This is a genomic window from Anaerocolumna sp. MB42-C2, from assembly GCF_030913705.1.
Lineage (GTDB): Bacteria > Bacillota > Clostridia > Lachnospirales > Lachnospiraceae > Anaerocolumna.
This window is the reverse complement of record NZ_CP133190.1, coordinates 6,365,149-6,390,000: the sequence shown is the minus strand read 5'-3', so window position 1 is coordinate 6,390,000 and position 24,852 is coordinate 6,365,149. Positions and strand designations below refer to the sequence as shown.

The following is a 24,852-nucleotide window of genomic DNA, read 5'->3' as shown; positions in this document are numbered from 1 at the left end:
GAAGTTTCGCCTTATTCATTTTAGACGTAATAGCAGCACATATTACAGTTGGGCTGTGTTTATTTCCTGTATCATTTTGAATAATCAGAACAGGTCTTACTCCTCCCTGTTCAGATCCAATAACTGGTCTTAAATCTGCATAAAATATATCGCCTCTTTTAATTATCACTTTTATCACACTCCATTTTATGGCTTTAGTCTTATTATTTCCCAATTTTGACTGGTGTATTCCATAAAATGTTTTCTTTTATGTGATGAATCGCAAAAATTTAGTACTTATTCAGATGCCCCTTAAGAAACTTGTAAACTTTTCATTTTACAGTGGCAATCATTTACCCATAACTACTGTTAATGAGAATAAATAAAATTTATTCCTTTATGTCAATTATCTTACCTTTTTGAAAATAAATCCGTGGTATTCTTTTTCCTACATTACAAATAAACTCATAATTAAAGGAATATGCCATAGCCGCTAATTCTTCTACTGTAATTGTCAACTCCCCGTCATTACCAAGTAAAGTAACCGTATCACCCTGTTTGACATTATTTATATCAGAAACATCAACCATAAATTGATCCATACATACTCTTCCTATGATAGGAGCATATTTACCATGAATTAAAACTCTGCCTTTTGATGATAAAAGTCTTGGATAACCATCTCCATAGCCAACAGGTATAGTAGCAATTCGCGTTTTCTTCGTTGTAACATATGTACTGCCATAACTTACACCAACACCTGCATCTACCTCTTTAACATAACTAACATGAGTCTTAATTTCCAAGGCCGGTTTTAACTTAATTTTAGTCTTATCAACGTCTTCGGAAGGATACAGTCCATAAGTAGAGATTCCGCTGCGAACCATATCCATCTGTGCTTCTGGTAATTCTATAATTCCTGCACTGTTTGCAATATGCTTAATGGGTATTACTATACCTTCTTCTTCCAGCTGTTTTACAAAAGTAAGATATCTTTTTAATTGGTTTCTGGATGATGTTTTATCCTTTTCATCAGCACAGGCAAAATGGGAAAAGATACCCTCAATCTTTACCCCTTTTAGTGATGCAATTTTCTTAATTTCATCAATACTCTCTATTTTATCGCTAAATCCAATTCTACTCATTCCTGTATCCAGTTTAATGTGGATATTCGCTGTTTTGTTCTGTTTAATTGCTTCTTTTGACAGTTCTTCAGCCGCACAGTACTGAAAAATAGCCGGAGTAATATCATACTTTACCAGTTCTTTAAACTGTTCTGCAGGGGTATATCCAAGAATCAAAAGTGGCTGTTTAATTCCTGCTTTTCTTAATTCGATTCCTTCCTCTAAAATAGCAATTCCAAATGCATCAATACCAATCTGATCCAATGCTTTTGCTATTGGTACTGCACCATGACCGTAACCATCTGCTTTTATTATTGCCATTATTTTAGTGGTGTTATTTACTAATTTCCTAGTGTTTAATATATTTTCGCAAATAGCATCAAGGTTAATACCAGCTGTTACCCTAAAATATCTTTCTTCTGCTTTATCAAGCGAAGTTAAATGTGTGAAACCTGTTGTCATATGTTCCTCCAATCCATACCAGGGTATCCTCATATGCCCAAATATTTATTCATTAACATCAAATACCTGTTCCAGTGCATCTATTATATCACTGGCAATTAAAGCATAGCTTCCTTTCGATTCGCGTGCTTTATCACCGGCCAGACCGTGTATATAAACTCCCAGTTTAGCCGCTTCTTTTGCTTCTATTCCCTGTGCAATAAAAGCTGCAATAATCCCCGTTAATACATCTCCTGAACCACCGGTTGACATTCCATTATTTCCCGAAACATTAATATATCTTTCATTATCATTAGCAACGATGGTTCTAGCATCTTTTAATACAGTAATTGTTTCATTATTAAAAGCACATAAATCTGCAGTATCCAATAAATTATTTACAATTTTATCTATCGGCACTTCCAGTAAAACTGATAATTCTTTTAAATGAGGAGTTAAGATTGTTTCTTTCGGTAAGATAGATCCTATATTTTCTAATCTGCTTTTATTATTATGCATCGAATTAACTTTTTCAGCTAATAAATTTATACCATCGGCATCTATTATTACCGGAGTTTTTGCATGTTTTAAAACTAACTCCAATAATCGTTCCGATGCATTGCTCATACCAATACCCGGTCCGATTACTATAACATTTGCCCATTCTATTTCTTTCAGAATTTGTTCGTCAGTATAATCATCCCAGGAAGCAGATTGGTAAGTATAAAGTAAGACTTCCGGTAATTGCGACTGTATTATAACCCTGTTTTCCTCCACAGTTACCACCTTAACTAAACCGGAACCTGATCGATATGCCGATTTTGCCGAAAAATAACAAGCTCCGCTGATATTTACAGAACCTGCAATAATTAATACTTTACCATAGGTTCCTTTATTAGAATAATTTAATCTTTTCGGTAATTTATTCAGATCACTCGTATCATAAATATAATAGGGCGAATTAACCTGCTTAACTGCAAGCTCCGGAAATCCAATATCCGCAACTAGCACATTGCCGGCATATTCACAACCCGGATATAAAATAAGACCAATTTTGTTTAACCCGAAAGTTATGGTATAATCCGCTTTTATGGCAATATTCATAGGTTTTGCAGTATCTGCCGACAACCCCGAGGGTATATCAACGGAAAATACCTTATGGCAGCCTGAATTAATTTCTTTGATAATTTCTTTGTAAATACCGGTTACATCCCTGCTAAGCCCGATTCCAAAGATCGCATCTATTATAATAGTATATTCAGCGATAGCTATATTGTTATATATAGATATACCTAAATTTCTGGCAATTATTATTTGCTGTTTTAACAGAGGAGATGCTTTATCTTCATCGCCAACCAGCAAAATATCAACCGCATATCTTTGCTGATACAAGATACGTGCAGCTGCTATTCCATCTGCACCATTATTACCCATACCGCACACTGCCAGTATTTTTTCCTTTGCTAAACCATGTTCTTTCATTGCATCTACAACTGATAACGCAGCACGTTCCATTAATACGACAGCAGGTATACCAACTTTTTCAATTGTATAATCGTCAACTGCTTTCATACGAGCAGAATTAACAACCGTCTTCATATTTACACCCATTGCATAACATATCTATCCACATCTATGTTACTGCCTTTCAATCAAAACTTCTGCCGGCACTAATAAAAATACCGCTCAGGTAATACTTTCTCCTACGACAAAAGCGCTTGCATACTTATTTGTATTTGTTATACTGACAAAAATTTTAGTGATAGATAAAGAATTTGAAATTACTAATGCAGAATCATATAAAATTACATAGGGTTTTCCTAAGGAATCTCTTAATACCTCTATATCAATCGGTCTGATTTTACGAAAACCAGTGCCAAACATTTTAGAAACTGCCTCTTTCACTGCAAAATTATCTGCGAATCGATTTTTGCAGGATGCTGCTAATTCTATTTCGCTTGCCGTAAAATACTTTTTTTGAAACGTTTCTTTTTCACATGCCTTAACCACCCGGTTAATTTCTATCATATCTGTTCCTATACCAACAATCATAAATCAGGCTCCCAAAGCAGTTTTGTGTATACAAAAATTTATAAGCTATTTTTTAATTCTTCATCAAGCCCCTGCAGTAACTCAGGTCCCAGCATATCATGCATATAAGAATAAATAGCCGTATTTTTCATTTCCATATCTTGCTTTTCCAATATCTTTTCTTTTAATTCATTTCTTATTTTTGATACCCAAAGTGCTATTTCACCAACTTTTTTGTTATTGCTGTTTAATCTTTCATAACATACTTTAGCACTTTCTACAATCAATTGCTCATTTACAGCTTTTATTTGATAAGGCAGCTCCATTAATTCATCTTCTGTGCGGTTCATCTTTTCACTGAGTTCTTTAATATATCGCTGATTTCTATCCAGTGTTTTGGCTTTAAGTTTACCTATTTCCGTATCATTCACATCCATGTGGGTTATGATTTCCTGCATAAGCTTATTCTTTAAAGCCTTCATATCTTTCATATCACTTGCCAGTTTACCCTGTTGTTTGATCAGTTCGTTTAATTTTACTTCAATTTCTTTTAAATGAACCGGCTTGTCGTATTCGGGAAACAATTCATGCCAACGTTCATCGAGAGTCAGAATTGGAATTTTTTTACCTTTAAATATTCTCTCAAAGTCTATCTCATTCTTTTTTCTCATTTGTTTCACTTCCTTTACCAAAGTGATTGTACTTAAGTTAATGTATGGTTCAGGTTGTATTAATTATCATCAGCTTCATTACTTTCTTCCAATGCTTTTAAATTATAGGATAAACGCATTAGACTTTCCGCAAGATGGACATTTTCAACCATTACCTCATTAGGTAAATTTAGGTCTGTAGGTGCAAAATTCCAAATAGCTTTTATTCCCATACGAACTAAATCCTTAGCTATTGCCGGTGCTTTTAATTTTGGAATGGTTAAAGCAGCAATGTGCACCGTATTGTTTTTCACAAAATCCTCCAATTCGTCTATCATACGGATTTCAGTACCTCTGATTGAGATTCCCTCTAATCTTGGATTGACATCAAAAATGCCTTTAATATAAAATCCGCGTCTTTCAAAATCCGTATAATTGGCCAGTGCCTGGCCCAGATTACCGGCACCGATTATGATTAAATTGTAACATTTATCCAATCCTAAAATTTTACCAATCTCTGTATATAAATATTCCACATTATAGCCGTAGCCCTGTTGTCCAAAACCACCAAAATTATTAAGATCCTGTCTGATTTGTGAAGCTGTTACTTTCATTCTTTCACTTAGTTCTTTCGAGGAGATACGAACTACATCATTCTCAAGTAATTCCCCCAAATACCTGTAATATCTCGGTAGTCTTTGTATTACAGCCAATGATATTTCTTTTTCGTGCACGAATATTCCTCCTTTACTGATTTAACTTCATAAAACCAATTTAAATTAATTATATGTGATTGATATAAAATTGTCAAATATAGTTTACCACCCTCCTAAATACCTTGTTTCTTTCCCATTTGCTTGACATTTATACCGTATTACAATATGATTTTATAGTAAAGTTTTATAAACAGATATATAATGATTTCAAAAAACTGACGGAGAATATAATATGATTTTAGCATGTAAAAATATAAGTAAAAGTTTCGGTACGGACCAGATTTTAAATAATGTTTCATTTCATGTTAATGATAGAGAAAAGGCTGCCATAGTCGGCGCCAATGGTGCAGGTAAATCTACCCTTTTTAAAATAATCATGGGTGAATTAGCTGCGGACGACGGTGAAATTATTTTTGCGAAAGGAAGTACAGTAGGATACCTGGCACAACATCAGGAGCTGTCTTCCGATAATTCTATCTATGACGAAATTTTAACCGTGAAAAAAGACATTATTGAATTGGATCATACCATTCATCAATTAGAATTGGAAATGAAAAATGCTTCCGGTAATGAACTGGAACGTTTATTGGCTGCTTATACCAGATTGACCCATGAATTTGAACTAAAAAATGGATATGCGTATAAAAGTGAAGTAGTCGGAGTCTTAAAAGGCCTTGGGTTTACGGAAGATGAATTTAGCAAACCGGTAACTGCCCTGTCCGGAGGTCAGAAAACCCGGGTGGCCTTAGGTAAATTGCTGTTAAGTACACCTGATTTGATCCTGTTAGACGAACCGACTAACCACTTGGATATGGAGTCTATAGCCTGGCTCGAAACCTTTTTAGTGAATTATAAAGGTGCAGTTGTGGTAATAGCCCATGACCGTTATTTCCTGGATAGGGTCGTTACCAAGGTTATCGAAATTGAAAACACCAAAGCAACTTCCTATGAGGGAAATTATTCTGTTTATGCTGATAAAAAAGCATTCTTAAGAGATGCTATGTTAAAGCACTATTTAAATCAGCAGAAAGAAATTAAACATCAGGAAGAAGTAATTGCCAAACTTCGCTCATTTAATCGTGAAAAATCCATTAAACGTGCGGAAAGCCGTGAAAAAATGCTGGATAAAATTGAACGGATAGAAAAACCGATAACCCAGCAATCACATATGTCCATTCGTCTGGAGCCCCACGTGACCAGCGGTAATGATGTTCTTAGTATTATCGGCTTAAGCAAGTCCTTTGGTTCCCTTAAATTATTTAAACAAATTAATTTTGATATAAAGCGGAGCGAAAGAGTTGCAATCATAGGTAATAACGGTACCGGTAAAACTACTATTTTAAAGATTATTAATCAATTGATTGCTGCAGATGAGGGAGAAATAAAATTAGGAGCCAAAGTCAAAATCGGTTATTACGATCAGGAGCATCAGGTATTAAATCAGGATAAAACCTTATTTGACGAATTACAGGATACTTACCCAGATATGGACAATACAGAAATTCGTAATGTTTTAGCCGCATTTCTTTTTACAAATGATGATGTATTTAAGCGGATAAAAGATATCAGCGGTGGTGAACGAGGCAGGGTATCTCTTGCAAAACTTATGCTTTCAGAAGCAAATTTTCTAATTCTGGATGAACCTACCAACCATTTAGATATTACATCCAAAGAAATATTAGAAAACGCCATAAATAATTATACCGGAACAGTCTTGTATGTTTCTCACGACCGTTATTTTATTAATAAGACGGCCACCAGAATTTTGGATTTAGCCGGATGCAACTTAATAAATTATATCGGCAACTATGATTACTATTTGGAGAAAAAACCGGAAATGGAGCGGATCAAACTGGAAGAAGCTGCTAATTTATCCTTTCCTTCCGGTACTGCTTCATTAAATACTGCAGATGTTATAAATTCCGATAGTAAACTGGATTGGAAACAACAGAAAGAAGAACAGGCCAGATTGAGAAAACGCCAAAATGATTTAAAGAAAACCGAAGATGAAATTAATAAACTGGAAACCAGGAATGAAGAGATTGATGCACTTCTATCTCAGGAAGAGATATTTACAAATGTCACTAAATTACTGGAATTAAATAATGAAAAGAAAGAGATTGAAAAACATCTGGAAGAATTATTAATTTTATGGGAAGAATTAGCAGAATAATTAAATATTTTAACCTGTATTTATTCAAATAAAGAAAGGTTATTACGAACCAGATTAAATCTGCTTATGTAATAACCTTTTCTTAAAGTTCCGCGTTAAGATAAACGCATCTGCTGATGTTAAATTGAACCCTATGATAACAATTTCATAAATTATGTAAGTCAGGTTTATAATCCCTGTTCACTAATATTCTTAATTGTATTCATGATATGTTCATGAGCTAAAAACTCAGCTTTTTCACAATCTCTCTGGCGTATTGCATCTAATATAGCCGTATGTTCTTTATTGGAGTTAGCAGCCCTGTTGTCGGAGGATAAAGTAATTTTGCGTATCCTCTGAACGTAATGATGAAAATCCGACAAAACATGATTTAATATCTTACTGTCTGATGCATCATAAATTAGCTGATGAAACTTATTATCCAATTCGACTATCTGCTCATGATGTTCTTTCTTTGCATGAAATTCTGATAAATAAACTACTTCCTCTAATTCATCAATTTGTTCCTGCGTTATATGCTCACAAGCCCATCTTGCACATAAGCCTTCCAGATAAGAACGAATAATGTAAATATCATGAATATCTTTCTCAGATATACCATTTACATAGGCACCCTTGTTCGGAATAATATTAACCAAACCCTCAAGTTCAAGCTGTCTAAGCGCTTCTCTAACCGGAGTTCGGCTGACACCAAGTTCTGAACCTATCGATGTCTCTTTTAATTCTTCATTCTGAGTATATTTACCTGATAAAATATCTTCACGTATTTTATTGAACACACGGCCACGGAGAGAATACTTATCTGTTACTTCCTTATGAACATCTTTATCGTCCACAAAAAAACCTCCTATAGTTTTTCAATCGTACTCATGAGATAATCTGCAAATTCCGCACTGGTCGCTCCTGTATCTCTTCCTGTGATAACCAGTTTTTTCTCTGTTATTGTACAAATATCGAGAGCTTTATATAATTTCTCAGATTCTGCAGTATATCCAATATGAGCAAGAAGCATAGCACCTGCACGAATAACGCTGCATGGATCTGCATAAATATCTCTTCCCTCTTCAACCATACGCGGTGCTGATCCATGGATTGCTTCAAACATAGCATATTTTTTGCCAATGTTAGCACTCCCGGCTGTACCTACACCGCCCTGGAACTCTGCTGCTTCATCGGTTAAAATATCACCGTACAAATTAGGTAATACGAGTACCTGGAAGTCTTTTCTCCTCTTCTCGTCTACTAATTTGGCCGTCATGATATCAATGTACCAGTCGTCAGCAGTAATATCCGGATATTCTTTGGCAATTTCTCTGAACATATCCAAGAATTTACCATCCGTCGTCTTTATGATATTAGCTTTTGTGACAGCAGTGACTCTGGTTTTACCATTGGTTTTTGCAAAATCAAATGCAGCTCTGATGATTCTTTCCGTACCTTGTGAGGTTACCACTGTAAAATCAACACCCAGATCTTCATTCACATGGAAACCCTTGCTTCCTACGGCATAAGCACCTTCTGTATTTTCTCTGAAGAAAGTCCAATCGATTCCCTGTTCAGGAATTCTGACCGGTCTAACATTCGCGAATAAATCTAGTTCTTTTCTCATTGCAACGTTTGCACTTTCCACATTTGGCCATGAATCGCCTTTTCTTGGAGTTGTTGTTGGTCCTTTTAAAATTACATGGCAATCTTTCAAATCTTCTAATACAGCCGGAGGTATCGCAGCCATCTCTTCTGCTCTGCGTTCAATTGTCAGTCCGTCTATTACATTAAATTGAACTTTGCCTGATTTTACATCATCAGCTAATAAATACTCCAATACCCTTTGAGCCTGTGATGTAATTGCAGGTCCAATACCGTCTCCGCCGCAAACACCGATTACTATTTTAGATAATTCTTTATAGTTTACAAAATCGCCTTGCTGTTTCATTATTTCTACGCGTTTTAACTGCTCCTCCAGTAATTTGCCGAATTGTTCCTTTGCTGCTTGAATATAATCAGTCATTTTTATCCTCCATAGTTATTATAATTTGCCAGCTATATATCAGTTTATTTCATTTTGCTCTGCTTGTCAAATCAGATATATGTTTTTTGTAGAAAATTTAACTAACTAGTTAAATACTTTCTCTAACTTCATTTATTACTGTAATTAATTCCTCATCTGTAATAACAGTAACACGTCCGCCTTCATATTCTTTATCTACCCACTCTTTTACTTTAATAACAACAGGGTCATTCTTATCAACAGTATTTTTGCCCTTTAACTTAAAATAAGAATTCATCCAGTGAGCGATACCAGCTAAGCCGGAAGTATTTGAAACCGATACTAACACAGGTCTGTTTAAAAACTTCTCCGTGTCGAATATATTGTAGATTTCTTCGTTTTTCAGTAAACCATCTGCATGGATTCCTGCTCGGGTAACGTTAAAATTCTTACCTACAAAAGGTGTCCTATGAGGAATTTTATATCCAAGTTCGTTGGTGAAATAATCGGCTATTTCTGTTATTACTGTTGTATCCATACCATCTAATGTGCCTTTTAACTGTGCATATTCAAATACCATTGCTTCAAGAGGTGTATTACCAGTTCTCTCACCAATACCAAAGAGAGAACAATTTACACCGCAGGCACCATATAACCATGCAGTAGTAGAGTTGGTAACTGCTTTATAGAAATCATTATGTCCATGCCATTCTAACATATTTGATGGAACTCCGCCATGGGTCAATAGACCATAAATAATTCCTTGTACAGAACGCGGTATAACCGCTCCGGAGAAGTTGACACCATAACCCATAGTGTCACACGCCCTGATTTTAACCGGGATACCATACTGTTCTCCAAGCTTCATTAATTCCAGGCAAAACGGAATTACAAATCCATGTATATCAGATCTTGTTATATCTTCTAAATGGCAGCGGGGAGCTACGCCTGTCTCCAGACATTCACGAACTACACTGAGATAATGATTCATTACTTCTTTTCTTGTCATTTTCATTTTATAAAAAATATGATAATCGGAACAACTAACTAAAATTCCTGTTTCTTTCATACCAATTTCTTTTACTAATTCAAAATCTTTTTTGCTTGCACGGATCCATGAGGTTACTTCGGGAAATTTATATCCTCTTTCCATACATTTATATACTGCGTCTCTGTCCTTTTTACTATACAGGAAAAATTCACTTTGTCTTATGATACCTTTAGGGCCGCCCAATCTATGTAAATAATCATATATTGTAACTATTTGTTCCGTTGTATAAGGCGCTCTGGATTGTTGACCGTCACGAAAGGTAGTATCCGTAATCCATATTTCTTCGGGGAAATTATGCGGTACGATTCTATCATTAAATGCTATCTTTGGGATCTCATCATAAGGAAATAAATTTCGAAATACGTTAGGCTGCTCTACATCAACTAAAGGATATAAATGCTCTTCTAATTGAAGTAAATTGTTGTGTGGATTCATAAATACTTTCCTGTTTTCCATGTTATACGTCTCCTTACCACTAAAAAATTTACAATATATAAGAATATATTCTTATGATATTACTTTAACACCAATAATTCTGTTTTATTGTATACAATTATACCGACATTGTCAAGAACAATTTTTATGATGTAGCTAATTATCATATTATCGTTTTAACGTATTAAACTCTGGATTTATTATTATAAATTACCTTTATTTTTTCATAGGTCTGTTATATAATTAAATGAAAGAAATCCAGTATTAAAGGTAATTTTATTATAAAATAAGCGAGGTAAAAACTATGCCAAAAAAGAAACTTGTAGTTGCATTAGGAAGAGCTGCTTTCGGTGATACTTTTCCTGAACAGCAGAAAGCAGTTAAAGCAGCAGCTAAAGCGATTGTTGATTTAGTTGAAGATAATTTTGATCTTGTTATTACACATAGCAATGGCCCGCAGGTTGGTATGTTCCATACAGCCATGACCGAATTCAGCCGTCTCGATTCAAAATATACGGTAGCTCCGATGTCTGTCTGCAGTGCTTTAAGTCAGGGTTATATAGGTTATGATCTACAGAATATTATCCGTACGGAATTATTAAACCGTGGAATTTTCAAACCGATTTCCACATTAATTACACAGGTTAAAGTAGATCCTTTTGATAAAGCTTTCAGCAGCCCGACCAAAATCATCGGCCGCTATATGTCATTCGAAGAGGCCGAATCAGAAAAAAAGAAAGGAAATTACGTTATCTATGAAGAGGGCAAAGGTTACCGCAGAATTATAGCTTCTCCGAAACCTAAAGATATCTACGAAATAGATGCGATTAAAGCACTATTAGATTCCAATCAGATTGTTATAGCCGGAGGCGGAGGAGGAATTCCGGTTTTGGAGCAGGGGACTACTTTAAAAGGAGCCAGTGCTGTTATTGAAAAAGACTATACCAGTGAATTATTAGCTGAATTGGTTCAGGCTGATACTTTGCTCTTTTTAACAGGCGTAGAAAAAGTAGCAATACATTATGGTACAAAAGAAGAACAACCTTTGGATACAATAACTGTCAAAGAAGCAAAAGAATATATTGGTAATGGTTATTTTGATGCGGTTTCCATGCTGCCTAAAATTGATGCTTCCGTACAATTTATCTCTTCAGCTCCAAACAGACAAGCTATTATTACACATATTGAAAAAGCAAAAGACGCCATTCATGGCAAGACCGGTACCAGAGTTATAAACTAATAAAAGGATGTCAGTACGCTTTCGCTTTCGCCCTCGAGGGGTTGTAAAACAGCAACTTCCATTCCGCAAGATACTCATACTGGCATGTAATGACTTTTGTATAATAGGGAAGTTCAACTTTCTATGATAGTACAAAGTGAGTAAGCCCGTTTTCCTCATTCATGAGGGGCTTTCACACTTTGTGCGCTTAGTGAGGTCAGCCTTGCTGGTATAATTCCATAAAAAAACCCGATTTTGGAAAATTCCAAATCGGGTTTTTTTCATTGAAAGCGTTATTATTTAAATATCATAATGCGTAATGATTTAAAAATATTGGCTGCTCTTAAACTGCATAATTACTTAAATCTTCCTGGAAATTCTTAATCATAGATTCAAATACGGTAATCTGACGGGTTAATTCGTTAATTTGCTCAACATACACTGTTACATTAGAATTAGCTTCCTGCGTGGAGGCTGAGTTTTCTTGTGCAATAGCAGCAAGATTCTGAATACCATCAAATAAATGTGAGATATTATCCGCTTCCAATTTTAGATCCTGGGAATTCTGAATCATTAAATCTGAAACTACTTTTAAGCGTTCGTTTGTTTGACTGGAAGAATTCACTGCTTCAGTAAGTTTTGTGTTTTCCAGTTTCAATACATCATATTGTACATCAATGTCCTCTACAACCACATTAATACTGGAAACAAAATTCGTTAAGCTCTCATTAATCTGATTTACCGCACTATTGGTTTCTTCCGATAATTTTCTTACTTCTTCGGCAACTACGGTGAATCCTTTGCCGGCTTCCCCTGCTCTCGCTGCTTCAATTGATGCATTTAAAGCAAGCAGATTAATCTGTTTCGCTATGGCAGCTACGATTAATACAATCTGAGTGATGTCATCCGCATTCACTTTCAGTTCATTGCTACGCTCGCGAATATTACTGAATTTAGCAAGTACTGCAGTGATTTGTGAAGCGGTTGATTGTACATTATGAAAACTGCCTTCAATTCCAACAACTGCCTCTTCAATCTGTGTTTTATTTTTCTGTCCGTCATCAGAAATTTCTGATACATTATGTATACTGCCATCGAGCACTGTAATGGCTTTGCTTGTATCTTCGGCCTGCGTTGTGGCTGCAACCGCTACCTGATCAAGTACAGTAGTAATGTCATTGGAAGTATTCTGCATGGTATTCGCTATCTCTGCTACTGATATATTGAAAGTATATAGCTCATCTACAATTGCATTAAATCCGATAAAATCCTTTTGAACATTCCTTTTTATTTCATTTATGCTATTCATTATAGCTTCATATTCATCCTTGGATTTAAGAGTAACAGATTCAACAAAATTTCGTTGACTTAATTTCTCAAGTTCTTTCTGGATTAATTTTTGCGGACGATGAAACAGCACTGAAGTAATTAAGGATACCATCAGGGTAACACCACCGATTACACAACTGTTTATAATCCCTGCCGACAATGCAAAGGATAATAAAGTAATAACTATAGTATTTACTATGGCTGTTTTAACCGCTGTATTCTTAAATATGCCAAAAGAAAATAATTGACTTATACGGTACTTTTTTGTGTATTGGATTTCTTTTTTAAAAGTAAGCGATAACTGGGTTTCATTTTCTTTCTGGCTTTTTACTTCAATTTTTATATCTTCTTTAAAATAATCGGCAACACCACTTATTAATCCGGTAAGATAATCTATCATACCTCTTTTGGAACGATAGGTGAACAAAATTTCATGGGAAGAAACCGGTGATACATCCAAAACCGGCGGTTCGGCTCCTTTAATACGTTTCATAACAATTACATGAACATCGTTCATGGATTTTAAAAATTGGTAAGCGGATTCATGACGGAAAAATCCAGGGTAAGCCTTACTGAATGTTTTAATATTTTCTTCGCCCATAGTAAACCAGATTTCCTGATGGTTTTTTCCAACTTCATTACCAATATGATCCACTATCCCCCAAGCTATTCTGTCTTCTACATCTTCAAAAGGTGTAAATATATGATCATTGGATAAATTATAAGCCTGCATAGCATTATTCACTACGGTATCCCCAAATAATTTTCTGCAGGATTCAACCCAAGTCGATACAACTGTACCCTTCATATTCGTTTCTCCTTTGTATAATATTTTTGCATAACAGATAATTACTGCTGTAATAAAGCTTTAAAATATTATTATAGCCATACATTATGTTATCTATTATAAATCAATCAAGTAATAATTACAAGATATGCCAGATGTTTTTTAATTCTAACAGATAACCTAAGTATCAGAAATAAATGTCAGGCATACTATAACTATTATAATTAAGGATGGTGCTTAAATTGTGTGGAATAGCCGGATTCTGTAATTTTAAAGGAAACTACATGGAAGAGTCACCAAAATGGTATGATATTCTTAACAAAATGAAATACACTATAAGACACAGGGGGCCGGATGATAACGGTCAGTATCTTACTGAACACGCCGGTCTGGCTCATACCAGGCTGTCAATAATAGACTTAACGGGTGGCAAACAACCTATGAGCAGAAGAATCGCTAATAAAATGTTTACCATAATCTACAATGGTGAATTATACAATACAGCTGAATTAAGACAGGATTTAGAATTAAAAGGATGGAAGTTTCGTACCACCAGCGATACGGAAGTTATTTTGCTTGGAATTATAGAATATGGTAATGAATTCGTTAAAGAGTTAAATGGAATTTTTGCATTTGCTATATGGGATGAATATAACCAGACTTTAAGTATCTTCAGGGACCGTCTTGGAATTAAGCCTCTTTTTTATACAATTATAAATGATACTCTCGTATTTGGATCAGAATTAAAAGTGCTATTTGAATATCCGGGCTGTAAACCGGTTATTGATAAACAGGGTCTGTGCGAAGTATTCGGTCTTGGGCCGGCAAAAACCTATGGCAACGGTGTCTTTAAAGATTGCTATGAAGTTTTACCCGGCTATTATAATGTTTATGGCAAAGATGGACTTAAATCAATAAAATATTGGGAATTAGTAAGCAGCCCTCATACGGATTCCTATGAAGAAACAATTGAAAAAACAGCCTTTCTGGTTAAAGATTCTATAAAACGTCAAATGATATCCGATATTCCTATCTGTACTTTTTTATCAGGAGGTGTAGACAGCAGTATTGTAACAGCAGTTTGTGCTATCGAATTAGAAAAACTTGGTGAAAAGCTTAACACATTCTCTTTTGATTTTGATGGTAATGATAAATTTTTTAAAGCAAACTCCTTTCAGCCCTCCAGAGATCGTCCTTACGTAGATATGATGGTGTCCCATTTAAAAACCAATCATACTTATCTGGAATGTGACAACTTAAAACTGGCTGATTACCTGTATGCTTCTGTGGATGCAAAAGATCTGCCCGGTATGGCAGATGTTGATTCTTCTTTATTATATTTTTGTTCTGAAGTAAAAAAATATAACAAAGTTACTCTAACCGGAGAATGTGCTGATGAAATATTCGGTGGATATCCATGGTTCCATAATAAGGAGTCATTTGAAATGCATACATTTCCCTGGTCTAAAAATGTTGAACCAAGGAAACAGTTATTAAAAGATGATCTGTTACAGGAAGTTAATCTGGAAGAATATATCTTAGCCGCCTATGAAAAATCAGTAAAAGAAACCCCTAAACTTGAGGGGGAAAATTCTATGGAAGCCAGAAGGCGTGAAATCGCTTATCTGAATATAAAATGGTTTATGATTACCTTATTAGACCGTATGGACCGAACCAGTATGTATTCCGGCCTGGAAGCCAGAGTACCCTTAGCAGATAACAGAATATTGGAATATGTTTGGAATGTTCCATGGGATATAAAATGTAAAGATGGTGTGGTAAAACACCTTCTAAGAGAATCTGCAAGGGGGCTGCTGCCGGATGAAGTACTTAATCGCAAGAAGAGCCCTTATCCGAAAACCTATAATCCTAATTATGAAAAACTATTAGCAGACAGACTTATGGCAGTGTTAGAGGACTCCGCTTCTCCTATTAATGCCCTTATCGATAAAGGTAAAATTAAAAATTTTATCTCTACACCCTCTGATTATGGAAAACCATGGTTTGGCCAGCTTATGGCAGGTCCTCAGATGTTAGCCTATATGCTTCAGGTAAACTACTGGCTGGATAAATATAAGATACAAATACTACTCTGATTATCGTTTTGGAGCATTATAAGGTAAAGTGTGAATATTACGAAAGGGGATGTTACAATTAGTTTATACTTTATTCAGTATAGTACTTCACTAATAGTAACATTCTCTTATTTGAAGCAAATCAAAAAGGTATAAACGCAAGCTTTTTAAAAACAGCCGATCTCTCCTAATCGGAAGTAATTAAAATTTAAAGAATTTTATTTGTTCATTTAAACGTACGGCACTTTCTTTATTACGATTCGCCTGTTCTAATACCTCACTGGTCTTTGCAGCTATCACTGATGATTTACCAGCTATTTCAGAAGAACCGCTTGCTCCTTCATTGGTTGCAACGGTAACCTCATCAATTGCCTGCCTAATAAACTGAATGGACTCAAATAACTGAACCGTAGAAGTTTTTATTTCTGCCACCATATCTTCTACCGTATTGGCATCATCACTATATTGTTCCCCCGTTTGAACTAATATTTTATAATCCTTGCTAACTTTGTTATCTATAAAATCTAAAATATTTCTGGAATCAGCAACTAATTCTTCTACTGCTCCGGACACATCCATTGTAATAGCTTCAATTCTGGACACTGCATCCTGGGAGTTTTCTGCCAGTAATCGTATTTCATTGGCAACTACCGCAAATCCTTTACCTGCTTCCCCTGCTCTTGCGGACTCAATCGCAGCGTTTAAAGCCAATAAATTTGTCTGGGAAGTTATGCTTAGTATCGTTTTGGATAACGCCTTTATCTCTTCTATTGCACTGGTTTTATTAATTGACTGTCTTAACTGCTTGTTTGCCTTTTCATAAATTTCCAACGCTGTTTTCTGGGATTCTAAAGCTACCTCTTTTAATTTTTCCGCTCGGTCTTTAATTTCTGCCGTAAGTTCTAATCCGTGATTTGATTGATCTGAAACCCTGCTGATTTCTTTTTCTATTTCTACTGCAGTGGCACTCATCTCCTGGGAAGAAGCTGCAGTTTCTTCCATGCCGGCTGATAATTCCTGTGTAGTAGCTGATATGTCTTCCACATTATGATAGACATCATTTGCATTATCAGCCAAAACAATGGCAGCATCTTCTATCTTTCTGCTCTCCTCTTTAATAGAGAACATGGTCTTGCTGATTTGATTCTGCATATTAATAAACGACCTGGTGATATCACCGACTTCATCTTTTCTCTTAGCTGCTTTTGAGTCAAAACTGATAGTAAGATCCCCCTTTTCCAGCTTTTCCAGATTGACTTTAATATGTCTGAAACCTTTTGAGATAACGTTACCCAGCAAATAAGATAATAAGATTCCAATAAATAAAATTATTATAAGCATACCGGTTATTGATAAAACGGAATTGTGAATCTTAGCTTCCACATCTTTTTTATAAACACCTACAAACCACATACCAATTACGTTTCCATCCTTGTCCTTTAAAGGTACATAAAAAGTATCAGCATTATCTCCTGCAACAACCGCAGTCCCAAGATATTCCTTTCCATTCTTAAGAACCGTATTAATAATCTTATCCGATGCCTTCGTTCCCACCTGACGTTTTCCGTCTGAATTTTTAACCGTTGTAGAAACTCTTGTATCTCCTGCAAACACAGTTGCAAGAATACCTGTTTTTCCAGTTATATTATCTACAGCGTCAAAATTATCATTAATCTGAGTCTCCCCTTTATATATTTTATCTTCCTCTAGCCGCCAGTCTCCAGGGTAGTGTGTATCCAAAAGAGATAAGCCTAGCTTTGAGTAGTTAGTCAATTCTTTTTCTGTTTCATCATTTACTAATTTAGTTACAATCTGCAAAAATAAAAAATTAGTGATTATTATAAATCCTAATATTGCCGCAACTGTTGCTAATACTATTTTCCACTTAATCTTCATGTCATAGTCCTCCTGTAATGTAACTTGGTAATCCGCTATCATCTTATGTATTGCTTTATACATTCCGTTTACGAGAATTGTATTACATAAATATGATATTTACAACAAAAATTTCTATATGAAAGAATCTGGCTTGCCAGACTCTAGCGTTGACGAACTGTCACTTAGTGACAATCCACCAAAGAATATTATCCTTTTGTGTGTTCATATGCATCCTGCCGGCCGGGCTTTTTATTTCAAAGGGAAGTTCGGGAACTTTCCTCGTATGAAATAAAAAAATGATTCAGGAAAAAATTCCCGAATCATTTTTTTATTATTGTATCATTCCATTCGTTTGCATCAATACCTAAGGATTAATTAAACAGGATCAGCTTAGAATACAGGTATAACTGCGCCTTTCCACTGTTCATTAATAAAATTTTTAGATTCTTCAGAAGTGACTGCTTTTATTAAGGCTTTGGTTTTATCGGATTCTTCATTGCCTTCCTTAACAACAATAACATTTGCATAAGTTGCCGCAGCATCGGAAGCTGAATCTTCCACTAACAGAGCATCTTCACTGGCAGATAACCCGTTGGATAATGCAAAATTTCCATTAATTACTGCAAGGTCAACATCCTGCAATACTTTTACAGTCTGAGCTGCTTCTATTTCTACGATATCCAGTTTCTTAGGATTTTCTACAATATCATTGATTGTTGCATCTAATCCGATATTTTCTTTTAATTTAATTAGTCCGGCTTTTTCAAGTAATAATAAAGCTCTCGCTTCATTGGAGGTATCATTGGGAACTGCGATCTGTGCACCATCCGCAACTGCATCTATAGAAGCAGCTTTTCCCGGGTAGATCCCCAAGGGTTCAAAATGAATGTTTGCAACTGCCTTTAAATTAGTTCCATTTTTTTTATTATAATCATCTAAGTAAGGTACATGCTGAAAAAAGTTTGCATCTAAGCTTCCATCTTCAGTAGCTACATTAGGCTGGATATAATCTGAATATTCAACAACTTTAATGGAGTAACCCTGTTCTGCTAATGCATTTTTTACAGCATCGGAATTTAATATAGTAGCATGAGGTTCCACCGTTGCACCAACAACAATTTCAGTTAATTCACCTTTTGCAGTATCTCCAGAAGCAGTTTCCCCAGAAGTAGTTTCTCCCGTGGTTGCTTCTGATGTTGAAACTTCTGATGATCCTGTAGCATCACTTCCGGCATTATTAGTATCATTACTCTTTTTGGTACCGCAAGCGGTAAAAAGTACACTGATAAGTACTACTGATAATAATAAGCTGGCAAAGCGTTTCATTTTTTTCATATTAATTTTCTCCTTTTCCTCTTTTATCAATTTTCTTTGAAACTATATGTCCAATGTTCTGTATAATTTGTACAAATAATACCAACAAAACAATTGTAACAATCATAATATCCGTCTGATAACGGTAATAACCAAACCGCATGGCAATATCGCCGAGTCCTCTTCCGCCGACGATACCGGCCATTGCTGTATAACCTACCAAGGTAATTGTAGCTAAGGAAGCACCCATTATTAAAGATGGCAGGGATTCCGGAAGCATAACTTTAAATATTATCTGTAAAGCATTGGCCCCCATTGCTCTTGCTGCTTCAATCACTCCACCGTCAACATCTCTTAAAGTATTTTCAATCAATCTGGCTACAAAGGGTGTAGCTGCTATTATCAGGGGAACCGTTGCTGCCTTAGGACCAATGGTGGTTCCGGCGACGATTCTTGTAATCGGCATAACAGCCACTAAAAGTATAATAAACGGTATAGATCTGCCAATATTAATTATCAAACCTAAAATCTTATTTAGGATTGGTATGGGATGAATACCGCCTTTTCTTGTTACTTCAGCCAGAATCCCTATAGGAAGCCCGAATATGTATGCTGCAGCCGTTGCGGTAAATGTCATATACAGTGTATCTAGAATACCTTGCGCAATCATGGCGCCGTTTTCTTCAAACAGCACTTTCAAATATTCTATTATCTGATTCATACAATATTCCCCCCTACTAAATTTCTGACAATTTCTGAAGTACTATTTTGAAACACATCTTTCGTATAACCGGAAGCCACAATTTCTGACTTATCAATAACTGCGACTTTATTACAGATTTTTTGAACTACATTCATTTCATGAGTGATAACTATTATGGTGACTTTTGTTTCATCATTAATTCTTTTTAACAATTTTAAAATAGAATCCGTTGTTTTACTATCTAGAGCCGATGTTGCTTCATCACATAAAAGTATGGACGGTCTGGTTGCCAATGCTCTTGCAATCGCTACTCGCTGTCTCTGACCACCGCTTAACTTTGCCGGGTAGTAATATTCTTTTTCCTTTAGGTCCACTAATTCCAACAGTTCATCCACGCGTTTTCTAATTTCTGCCTTTTTCATATTCCTTTTTTGAAAATAGTTTAGCCTTTTATATTCCTCAGCGCTCATTCCGGGAATCTTAAAATTCTTTAATTTTGTAATTTCCAAACCAAATGCAATATTTTTTCTGACATTCTTTTGCATGAGAAGATTAAAGTTCTGGAATATCATACCTATATTTTTTCTTAATGCAAGTAAATTTTTCCCTCTTATTTCCGTAATATCGATCCAATCGATAATAATATGTCCTTTTGTAGGCCTTTCCAAAAGGTTTATACACCGAATTAAAGTACTTTTTCCGGCACCGCTCATACCGATAATTCCGTAAATATCTCCGTCTTCGATTTCTAAATTAATGTTGTTTAATACTGTCAGCTTTTTATTTTTGCCGGTCTTAAACTCCTTTGTTAAATCTTTTACCTGAATCATACCGTCACCTTTTTTTCATATTGTATTTTATATAATTCATACTTATCTGATATGATTTGTATGAATATTTATACTACTATTTTCATATTTTGTCAAGTACTTTTTTGCATTAAAGCATGTATGTCTCGAGTTATAATTAATCCAAAATTATTGATCATTCGTACTGTAATAACATAAGAATTTATACTATATTTTATAGTAAATTGTCAATAGAAGAAGCACTATATTGCAAAAAAAGAGCCTGTAAGATCTTTGATACAGGCCCATTTATTAAAAATATCTACTGTTTTATAATGAAGCTAATGTCTTATAAGTCTCATACCGCTCTTTTGCATTTTCTTCCGCCTTATTAAATAATTCTTCTGCCACATCCGGGAAAGTACGTGCAAGGGAACTATAACGTACCTGACCCATAATGAAATCACGGAAGCTTTCTGTCGGTTCTTTGGAATCTAAAGTAAAAGGATTTTTGCCCTCTTTCTTAAGATCCGGATTATATCTGTAAAGATGCCAATAACCTGCTTTAACTGCCTTTTTGATGGTTTCCATACTTCTGCCCATACCTTCTCTGATCCCGTGACTGATACAAGGTGCATAAGCGATAATTATAGATGGACCTTTATAGGTTTCCGCTTCCCTGACGGCTTTGATTAACTGATTGTTATCTGCATGAATACCAACCTGTGCAACATAAACATTGCCATAAGTCATCATCATACGTCCAAGATCTTTTTTGCCGGCCTTTTTGCCGGAGCTTGCGAATTTTGCAACTGCTGCTGTGGGAGTGGATTTGGATGCCTGTCCGCCGGTATTCGAATAAACTTCCGTATCAAATACAAGAACATTAATATCTTCACCGGATGACATTACCTGGTCAAGTCCGCCGTAACCAATATCATATGCCCATCCGTCACCGCCTAATATCCAATGGGAACGTTTCACAAGATAATCACTCCGCTGCTTAATTTGATCAATCAGATACATTACTTCTGTATCTGCAGATTTATAATTCACTAATTCTTCCATTAATTTTTCGCTGGTTACTTTACTAACATCACCATCTTCTTTATAATTTAACCAGTCAACCAATAATTCTTTTACATGTGGTTCAATAGTTTTTTCTACCAGTTTCAGTATATTTTCTTCAATACTCTTTCGCATCTGTTTGGAAGCCAGATACATACCAAAACCAAACTCCGCATTATCTTCAAATAAGGAATTAGCCCAGGCCGGTCCTTTTCCCTCCCTATTTGTAGTGTATGCAGTACTTGGCGCGGATGCACCCCATATGGAGGAACAACCGGTAGCATTAGCTATCATCATTCGTTCACCGAATAACTGGGTAATTAATTTAATATAAGGTGTTTCACCGCAGCCTGCACAAGCACCGGAGAATTCCATCAAGGGTTCTTTAAACTGACTGTCTTTAAAGGATTTACCAAGTGCTAAATCCGTCTTGTAACCTACTTCACAAGAAGCGAACTTCCAATTTTCTACCTGTTCCTCCACCTGTGTTGCGATCGGATTCATTACCAGAGCCTTATTCTTCGCCGGACAGATATCTGCACAATTGCCGCACCCGGTACAATCCATGGGGCTTATCTGAATTCTGAAATGTAAACCCTCCACGCCTTTACCGATTGCTTTTATAGTCTCAAATGATTTAGGTGCTTTTTCCAGCTCATTATCATTTAAAAGGAATGGCCGGATAACCGCATGGGGACAAATATAAGAACATTGGTTACATTGGATACAATTTTCTTCAATCCATTCCGGTACATTCACTGCAATTCCTCGTTTTTCATAAGCAGTGGAGCCAGAAGGGAAAGTACCGTCCTCTCTTCCTTTAAAAGCAGAGACCGGAAGTTTATGGCCTTTCTGCTGTTCCATAGGCCGCATAATATCCTTTATGAAATCCGGTTCTTTAACGTCATCTTCTTCCTCTGTTTCTTTTGCATTCTTCCATTCAGGCGGAACCTCTACTTTATGAATTCTTCTGACACCCTTGTCAATGGCATCATGATTCATCTGAACTACTTTATCACCTTTTTTATTATAGGAATACGTCGCCGCATCTTTAAGAGCTTTAATAAATTCCTCTTCCGGCAGGATATTAATCAATTTAAAGAATGCACCCTGCATAACCATATTAATGCGGTTTCCCAATCCAATTTCTTCTGCTATCTGGACTGCATTAATGGTATAAAACTGGATATTTTTCTCTGCTATTACTTTCTTATATTTGGCCGGCAAATGAGTTTCAACTTCCTCATCGGACCAAACACAATTAAGAACAAATATTCCGCCTGGTTTCAAATCACTGACAATATCGTACTTATTTACATAAGACTGATTATGGCAGGCAACATAATCCGCGTGTTCCACCAGATAAGTGGACTTAATGGGTGATTTACCAAAACGTAAATGGGACATGGTAATACCACCTGACTTTTTTGAGTCATAATCAAAATATGCCTGTACTTTTTGATCGGTTTGGTTACCTATTATCATAATAGCCTGTTTATTGGCACCTACCGTACCGTCAGAACCTAAGCCCCATACCTTACATGCTTTTCTGTCCTCAGGTTCCGTTGATATATGATCAACGGATTCCAGTGACAAATTGGTAATATCATCATTAATACCTAAAGTGAAGTGATTTTTAGAATTTTTCTGTTTTAAATTTTCAAATACTGCAGAAATATGATTTGGTCTGGTATCTTTCGAACCAAGTCCATAACGTCCTCCGATTATGGTTGGGGCGCTCTCAATATCACAATAGCAGCCGCATACATCCAGATACAAAGGTTCTCCTAATGCTCCCGGTTCTTTGGTACGGTCTAAAACAGCAATTTTCTTAACTGACTTGGGTATACAGCTTAAGAAATGCTTTGCAGAAAAAGGACGATAAAGATGAACTTTTACTAAACCGTACTTCTCCCCCCTCGCATTATGATAATCGATTGTCTCTTCTATGGTTTCTGTTACGGACCCCATTGCTATAATGACATATTCCGCATCCGGTACTCCATAATAATCAAAAAGTCCGTATTTCCTGCCGGTTAAGGAAGCGGTTTTTTCCAGATACTCCTCTACAACCGGTATCAGGTTGTTGTAAAATGGATTACTTGATTCTCTTCCCTGAAAATAAATATCCGGATTTTGTGCAGTACCTCGTGTCACCGGATGATTCGGGGATAAAGCTCTGCTTCTGAATTCTTCAATTGCTTTATAATCAACCAGGTTTGCATAGTCTTCATATTCTAAAGCTTCTACTTTCTGAATTTCATGAGAAGTACGAAAGCCGTCAAAAAAATGTACAAAAGGTAATCTGCCCTTAATTGCTGCTAAGTGGGCAATAGGTGCCAAATCCATTACTTCCTGGACAGAACCGCTTGCTAAAAGGGCACAGCCTGTCTGCCTTACTGCCATTACATCCTGATGGTCGCCAAATATACTGAGCGCATGGGCAGCAAGTGCTCTTGCGCTGACATGTAATACCCCCGGAAGTAATTCTCCGGCGGCTTTGTATAAATTCGGTATCATTAATAACAATCCCTGGGAAGCAGTAAAGGTCGTTGTCAGTGCACCGGCCTGCAAAGATCCGTGAAAAGCCCCCGCCGCACCGGCTTCGGACTGCATTTCAACTACATTTACTTCCTGATTAAATATATTCTTTTTCCCTTTTGCAGCCCAGTCATCTGTAATTTCTGCCATACCGGAGGATGGTGTTATGGGATATATGGCTGCTACATCAGTAAAAGCATACGCTACATAAGCGGCTGCTGAATTTCCATCTAAAGTCATTTGCGTTTTAGCCATTGTTTTTCTCCAATTCTATAATTTACTACCGTTATCTACCCAGTTTTTTGCTTTTTCCACATTATAATCATCCGGAATATTCACATGGCTCTCTGGTACCATCTTGTCCATATTAGCCCATGCTGCAGTACCCTCGTTATTGGTACAATCCGTTTTATTAAGTCTCTTATTATCAATCCCACTGAGTGATTTTTCTTTCCTTTCCTGCATAATATAATCCTCCTTCCTATAGATATAATAAAATAGAAATTATAAAAATATATAATTGATATTAAATTCTCCAAATTTACTTTATTTATACAAAAAAG

At 35.9% G+C, this 24,852-nt stretch carries 19 protein-coding genes (1 of these 19 only partly in view); 3 read left to right on the top strand and 16 right to left on the bottom strand.

Annotated elements, in window-relative coordinates:
• The 6 genes from RBU59_RS28345 to RBU59_RS28320 all read right to left on the bottom strand — a co-directional run.
• Positions 1-169, bottom strand: partial view of a type II toxin-antitoxin system PemK/MazF family toxin gene (locus RBU59_RS28345; protein ID WP_161839357.1) — the 5' end (the start) only. The gene continues 188 nt to the left of window position 1, outside the view; 169 of the gene's 357 nt are visible here — the first part of the coding sequence; its start codon is at positions 167-169; the stop codon falls past the left edge of the window.
• Positions 170-368: 199 nt separating this feature from the next.
• Complete coding sequence (gene alr, locus RBU59_RS28340; RefSeq protein ID WP_308145813.1) at positions 369-1,565, bottom strand: alanine racemase; 1,197 nt, start codon at positions 1,563-1,565, stop codon at positions 369-371.
• Between the two features lie 45 nt (positions 1,566-1,610).
• Positions 1,611-3,143 carry an NAD(P)H-hydrate dehydratase gene (locus RBU59_RS28335; RefSeq protein ID WP_308145812.1) on the bottom strand — a complete coding sequence of 511 codons (1,533 nt, stop codon included), beginning with the start codon at positions 3,141-3,143 and terminating at the stop codon, positions 1,611-1,613.
• A gap of 87 nt (positions 3,144-3,230) precedes the next feature.
• Positions 3,231-3,596, bottom strand: a complete 366-nt coding sequence (acpS, locus tag RBU59_RS28330; RefSeq protein ID WP_308145811.1) for a holo-ACP synthase — start codon at positions 3,594-3,596, stop codon at positions 3,231-3,233.
• A 38-nt stretch (positions 3,597-3,634) separates the two neighbouring features.
• Complete coding sequence (locus RBU59_RS28325; RefSeq protein ID WP_308145810.1) at positions 3,635-4,246, bottom strand: hypothetical protein; 612 nt, start codon at positions 4,244-4,246, stop codon at positions 3,635-3,637.
• 59 nt (positions 4,247-4,305) lie between these two features.
• Complete coding sequence (locus RBU59_RS28320; protein ID WP_308145809.1) at positions 4,306-4,959, bottom strand: redox-sensing transcriptional repressor Rex; 654 nt, start codon at positions 4,957-4,959, stop codon at positions 4,306-4,308.
• Between the two features lie 214 nt (positions 4,960-5,173).
• Between RBU59_RS28320 and abc-f the strand changes: the two genes are divergently transcribed.
• Entirely contained in the window at positions 5,174-7,114 is a 1,941-nt protein-coding gene (abc-f, locus tag RBU59_RS28315) for a ribosomal protection-like ABC-F family protein (protein ID WP_308145808.1), read from the top strand.
• 167 nt (positions 7,115-7,281) lie between these two features.
• On the opposite strand, the gene RBU59_RS28310 is transcribed toward abc-f, so the two are convergent.
• The 3 genes from RBU59_RS28310 to RBU59_RS28300 form a co-directional block, all read right to left on the bottom strand.
• Positions 7,282-7,950 (bottom strand): GntR family transcriptional regulator, encoded by a 669-nt coding sequence (locus RBU59_RS28310; protein WP_308145807.1) that lies wholly within the window; start codon positions 7,948-7,950, stop codon positions 7,282-7,284.
• 11 nt (positions 7,951-7,961) lie between these two features.
• The gene (locus RBU59_RS28305) at positions 7,962-9,122 is read right to left on the bottom strand and encodes an isocitrate/isopropylmalate family dehydrogenase (protein ID WP_308145806.1); all 1,161 of its coding nucleotides are present in this window, start codon (positions 9,120-9,122) and stop codon (positions 7,962-7,964) included.
• Between the two features lie 109 nt (positions 9,123-9,231).
• Positions 9,232-10,608 (bottom strand): 2-isopropylmalate synthase, encoded by a 1,377-nt coding sequence (locus tag RBU59_RS28300; protein ID WP_308145805.1) that lies wholly within the window; start codon positions 10,606-10,608, stop codon positions 9,232-9,234.
• Between the two features lie 283 nt (positions 10,609-10,891).
• On the opposite strand from RBU59_RS28300, the gene arcC reads away from it, so the two are divergent.
• Positions 10,892-11,827 carry a carbamate kinase gene (gene arcC / locus RBU59_RS28295; protein WP_308145804.1) on the top strand — a complete coding sequence of 312 codons (936 nt, stop codon included), beginning with the start codon at positions 10,892-10,894 and terminating at the stop codon, positions 11,825-11,827.
• A gap of 322 nt (positions 11,828-12,149) precedes the next feature.
• Here the strand turns inward: arcC and RBU59_RS28290 are convergent, their stop codons facing one another.
• Positions 12,150-13,943: a heme NO-binding domain-containing protein gene (locus RBU59_RS28290; protein ID WP_308145803.1), complete on the bottom strand. Its 1,794-nt coding sequence runs from the start codon at positions 13,941-13,943 to the stop codon at positions 12,150-12,152.
• 221 nt (positions 13,944-14,164) lie between these two features.
• Here RBU59_RS28290 and asnB point away from each other — a divergent pair, with 221 nt between their 5' ends.
• Positions 14,165-16,018, top strand: coding sequence for an asparagine synthase (glutamine-hydrolyzing) (asnB, locus tag RBU59_RS28285; protein WP_308145802.1), 1,854 nt, complete (start codon positions 14,165-14,167; stop codon positions 16,016-16,018).
• A 180-nt stretch (positions 16,019-16,198) separates the two neighbouring features.
• Here asnB and RBU59_RS28280 read toward each other — a convergent pair whose 3' ends face one another.
• From RBU59_RS28280 to RBU59_RS28255, 6 genes are all read right to left on the bottom strand, one after another.
• On the bottom strand, positions 16,199-17,893 hold the full coding sequence (locus tag RBU59_RS28280) for a methyl-accepting chemotaxis protein (protein WP_308145801.1): 1,695 nt from the start codon (positions 17,891-17,893) through the stop codon (positions 16,199-16,201).
• A 372-nt stretch (positions 17,894-18,265) separates the two neighbouring features.
• Entirely contained in the window at positions 18,266-19,210 is a 945-nt protein-coding gene (locus RBU59_RS28275; protein WP_308145800.1) for a MetQ/NlpA family ABC transporter substrate-binding protein, read from the bottom strand.
• 1 nt (position 19,211) lies between these two features.
• On the bottom strand, positions 19,212-19,910 hold the full coding sequence (locus tag RBU59_RS28270) for a methionine ABC transporter permease (RefSeq protein ID WP_308145799.1): 699 nt from the start codon (positions 19,908-19,910) through the stop codon (positions 19,212-19,214).
• The gene (locus RBU59_RS28265) at positions 19,907-20,722 is read right to left on the bottom strand and encodes a methionine ABC transporter ATP-binding protein (protein ID WP_308145798.1); all 816 of its coding nucleotides are present in this window, start codon (positions 20,720-20,722) and stop codon (positions 19,907-19,909) included. The genes RBU59_RS28270 and RBU59_RS28265 overlap by 4 nt, the downstream gene beginning before the upstream one ends.
• Before the next feature lie 288 nt (positions 20,723-21,010).
• On the bottom strand, positions 21,011-24,544 hold the full coding sequence (gene nifJ / locus RBU59_RS28260; protein WP_308145797.1) for a pyruvate:ferredoxin (flavodoxin) oxidoreductase: 3,534 nt from the start codon (positions 24,542-24,544) through the stop codon (positions 21,011-21,013).
• 15 nt (positions 24,545-24,559) lie between these two features.
• Positions 24,560-24,754 (bottom strand): DUF3787 domain-containing protein, encoded by a 195-nt coding sequence (locus tag RBU59_RS28255; protein WP_308145796.1) that lies wholly within the window; start codon positions 24,752-24,754, stop codon positions 24,560-24,562.
• Positions 24,755-24,852: the final 98 nt, after the last annotated feature.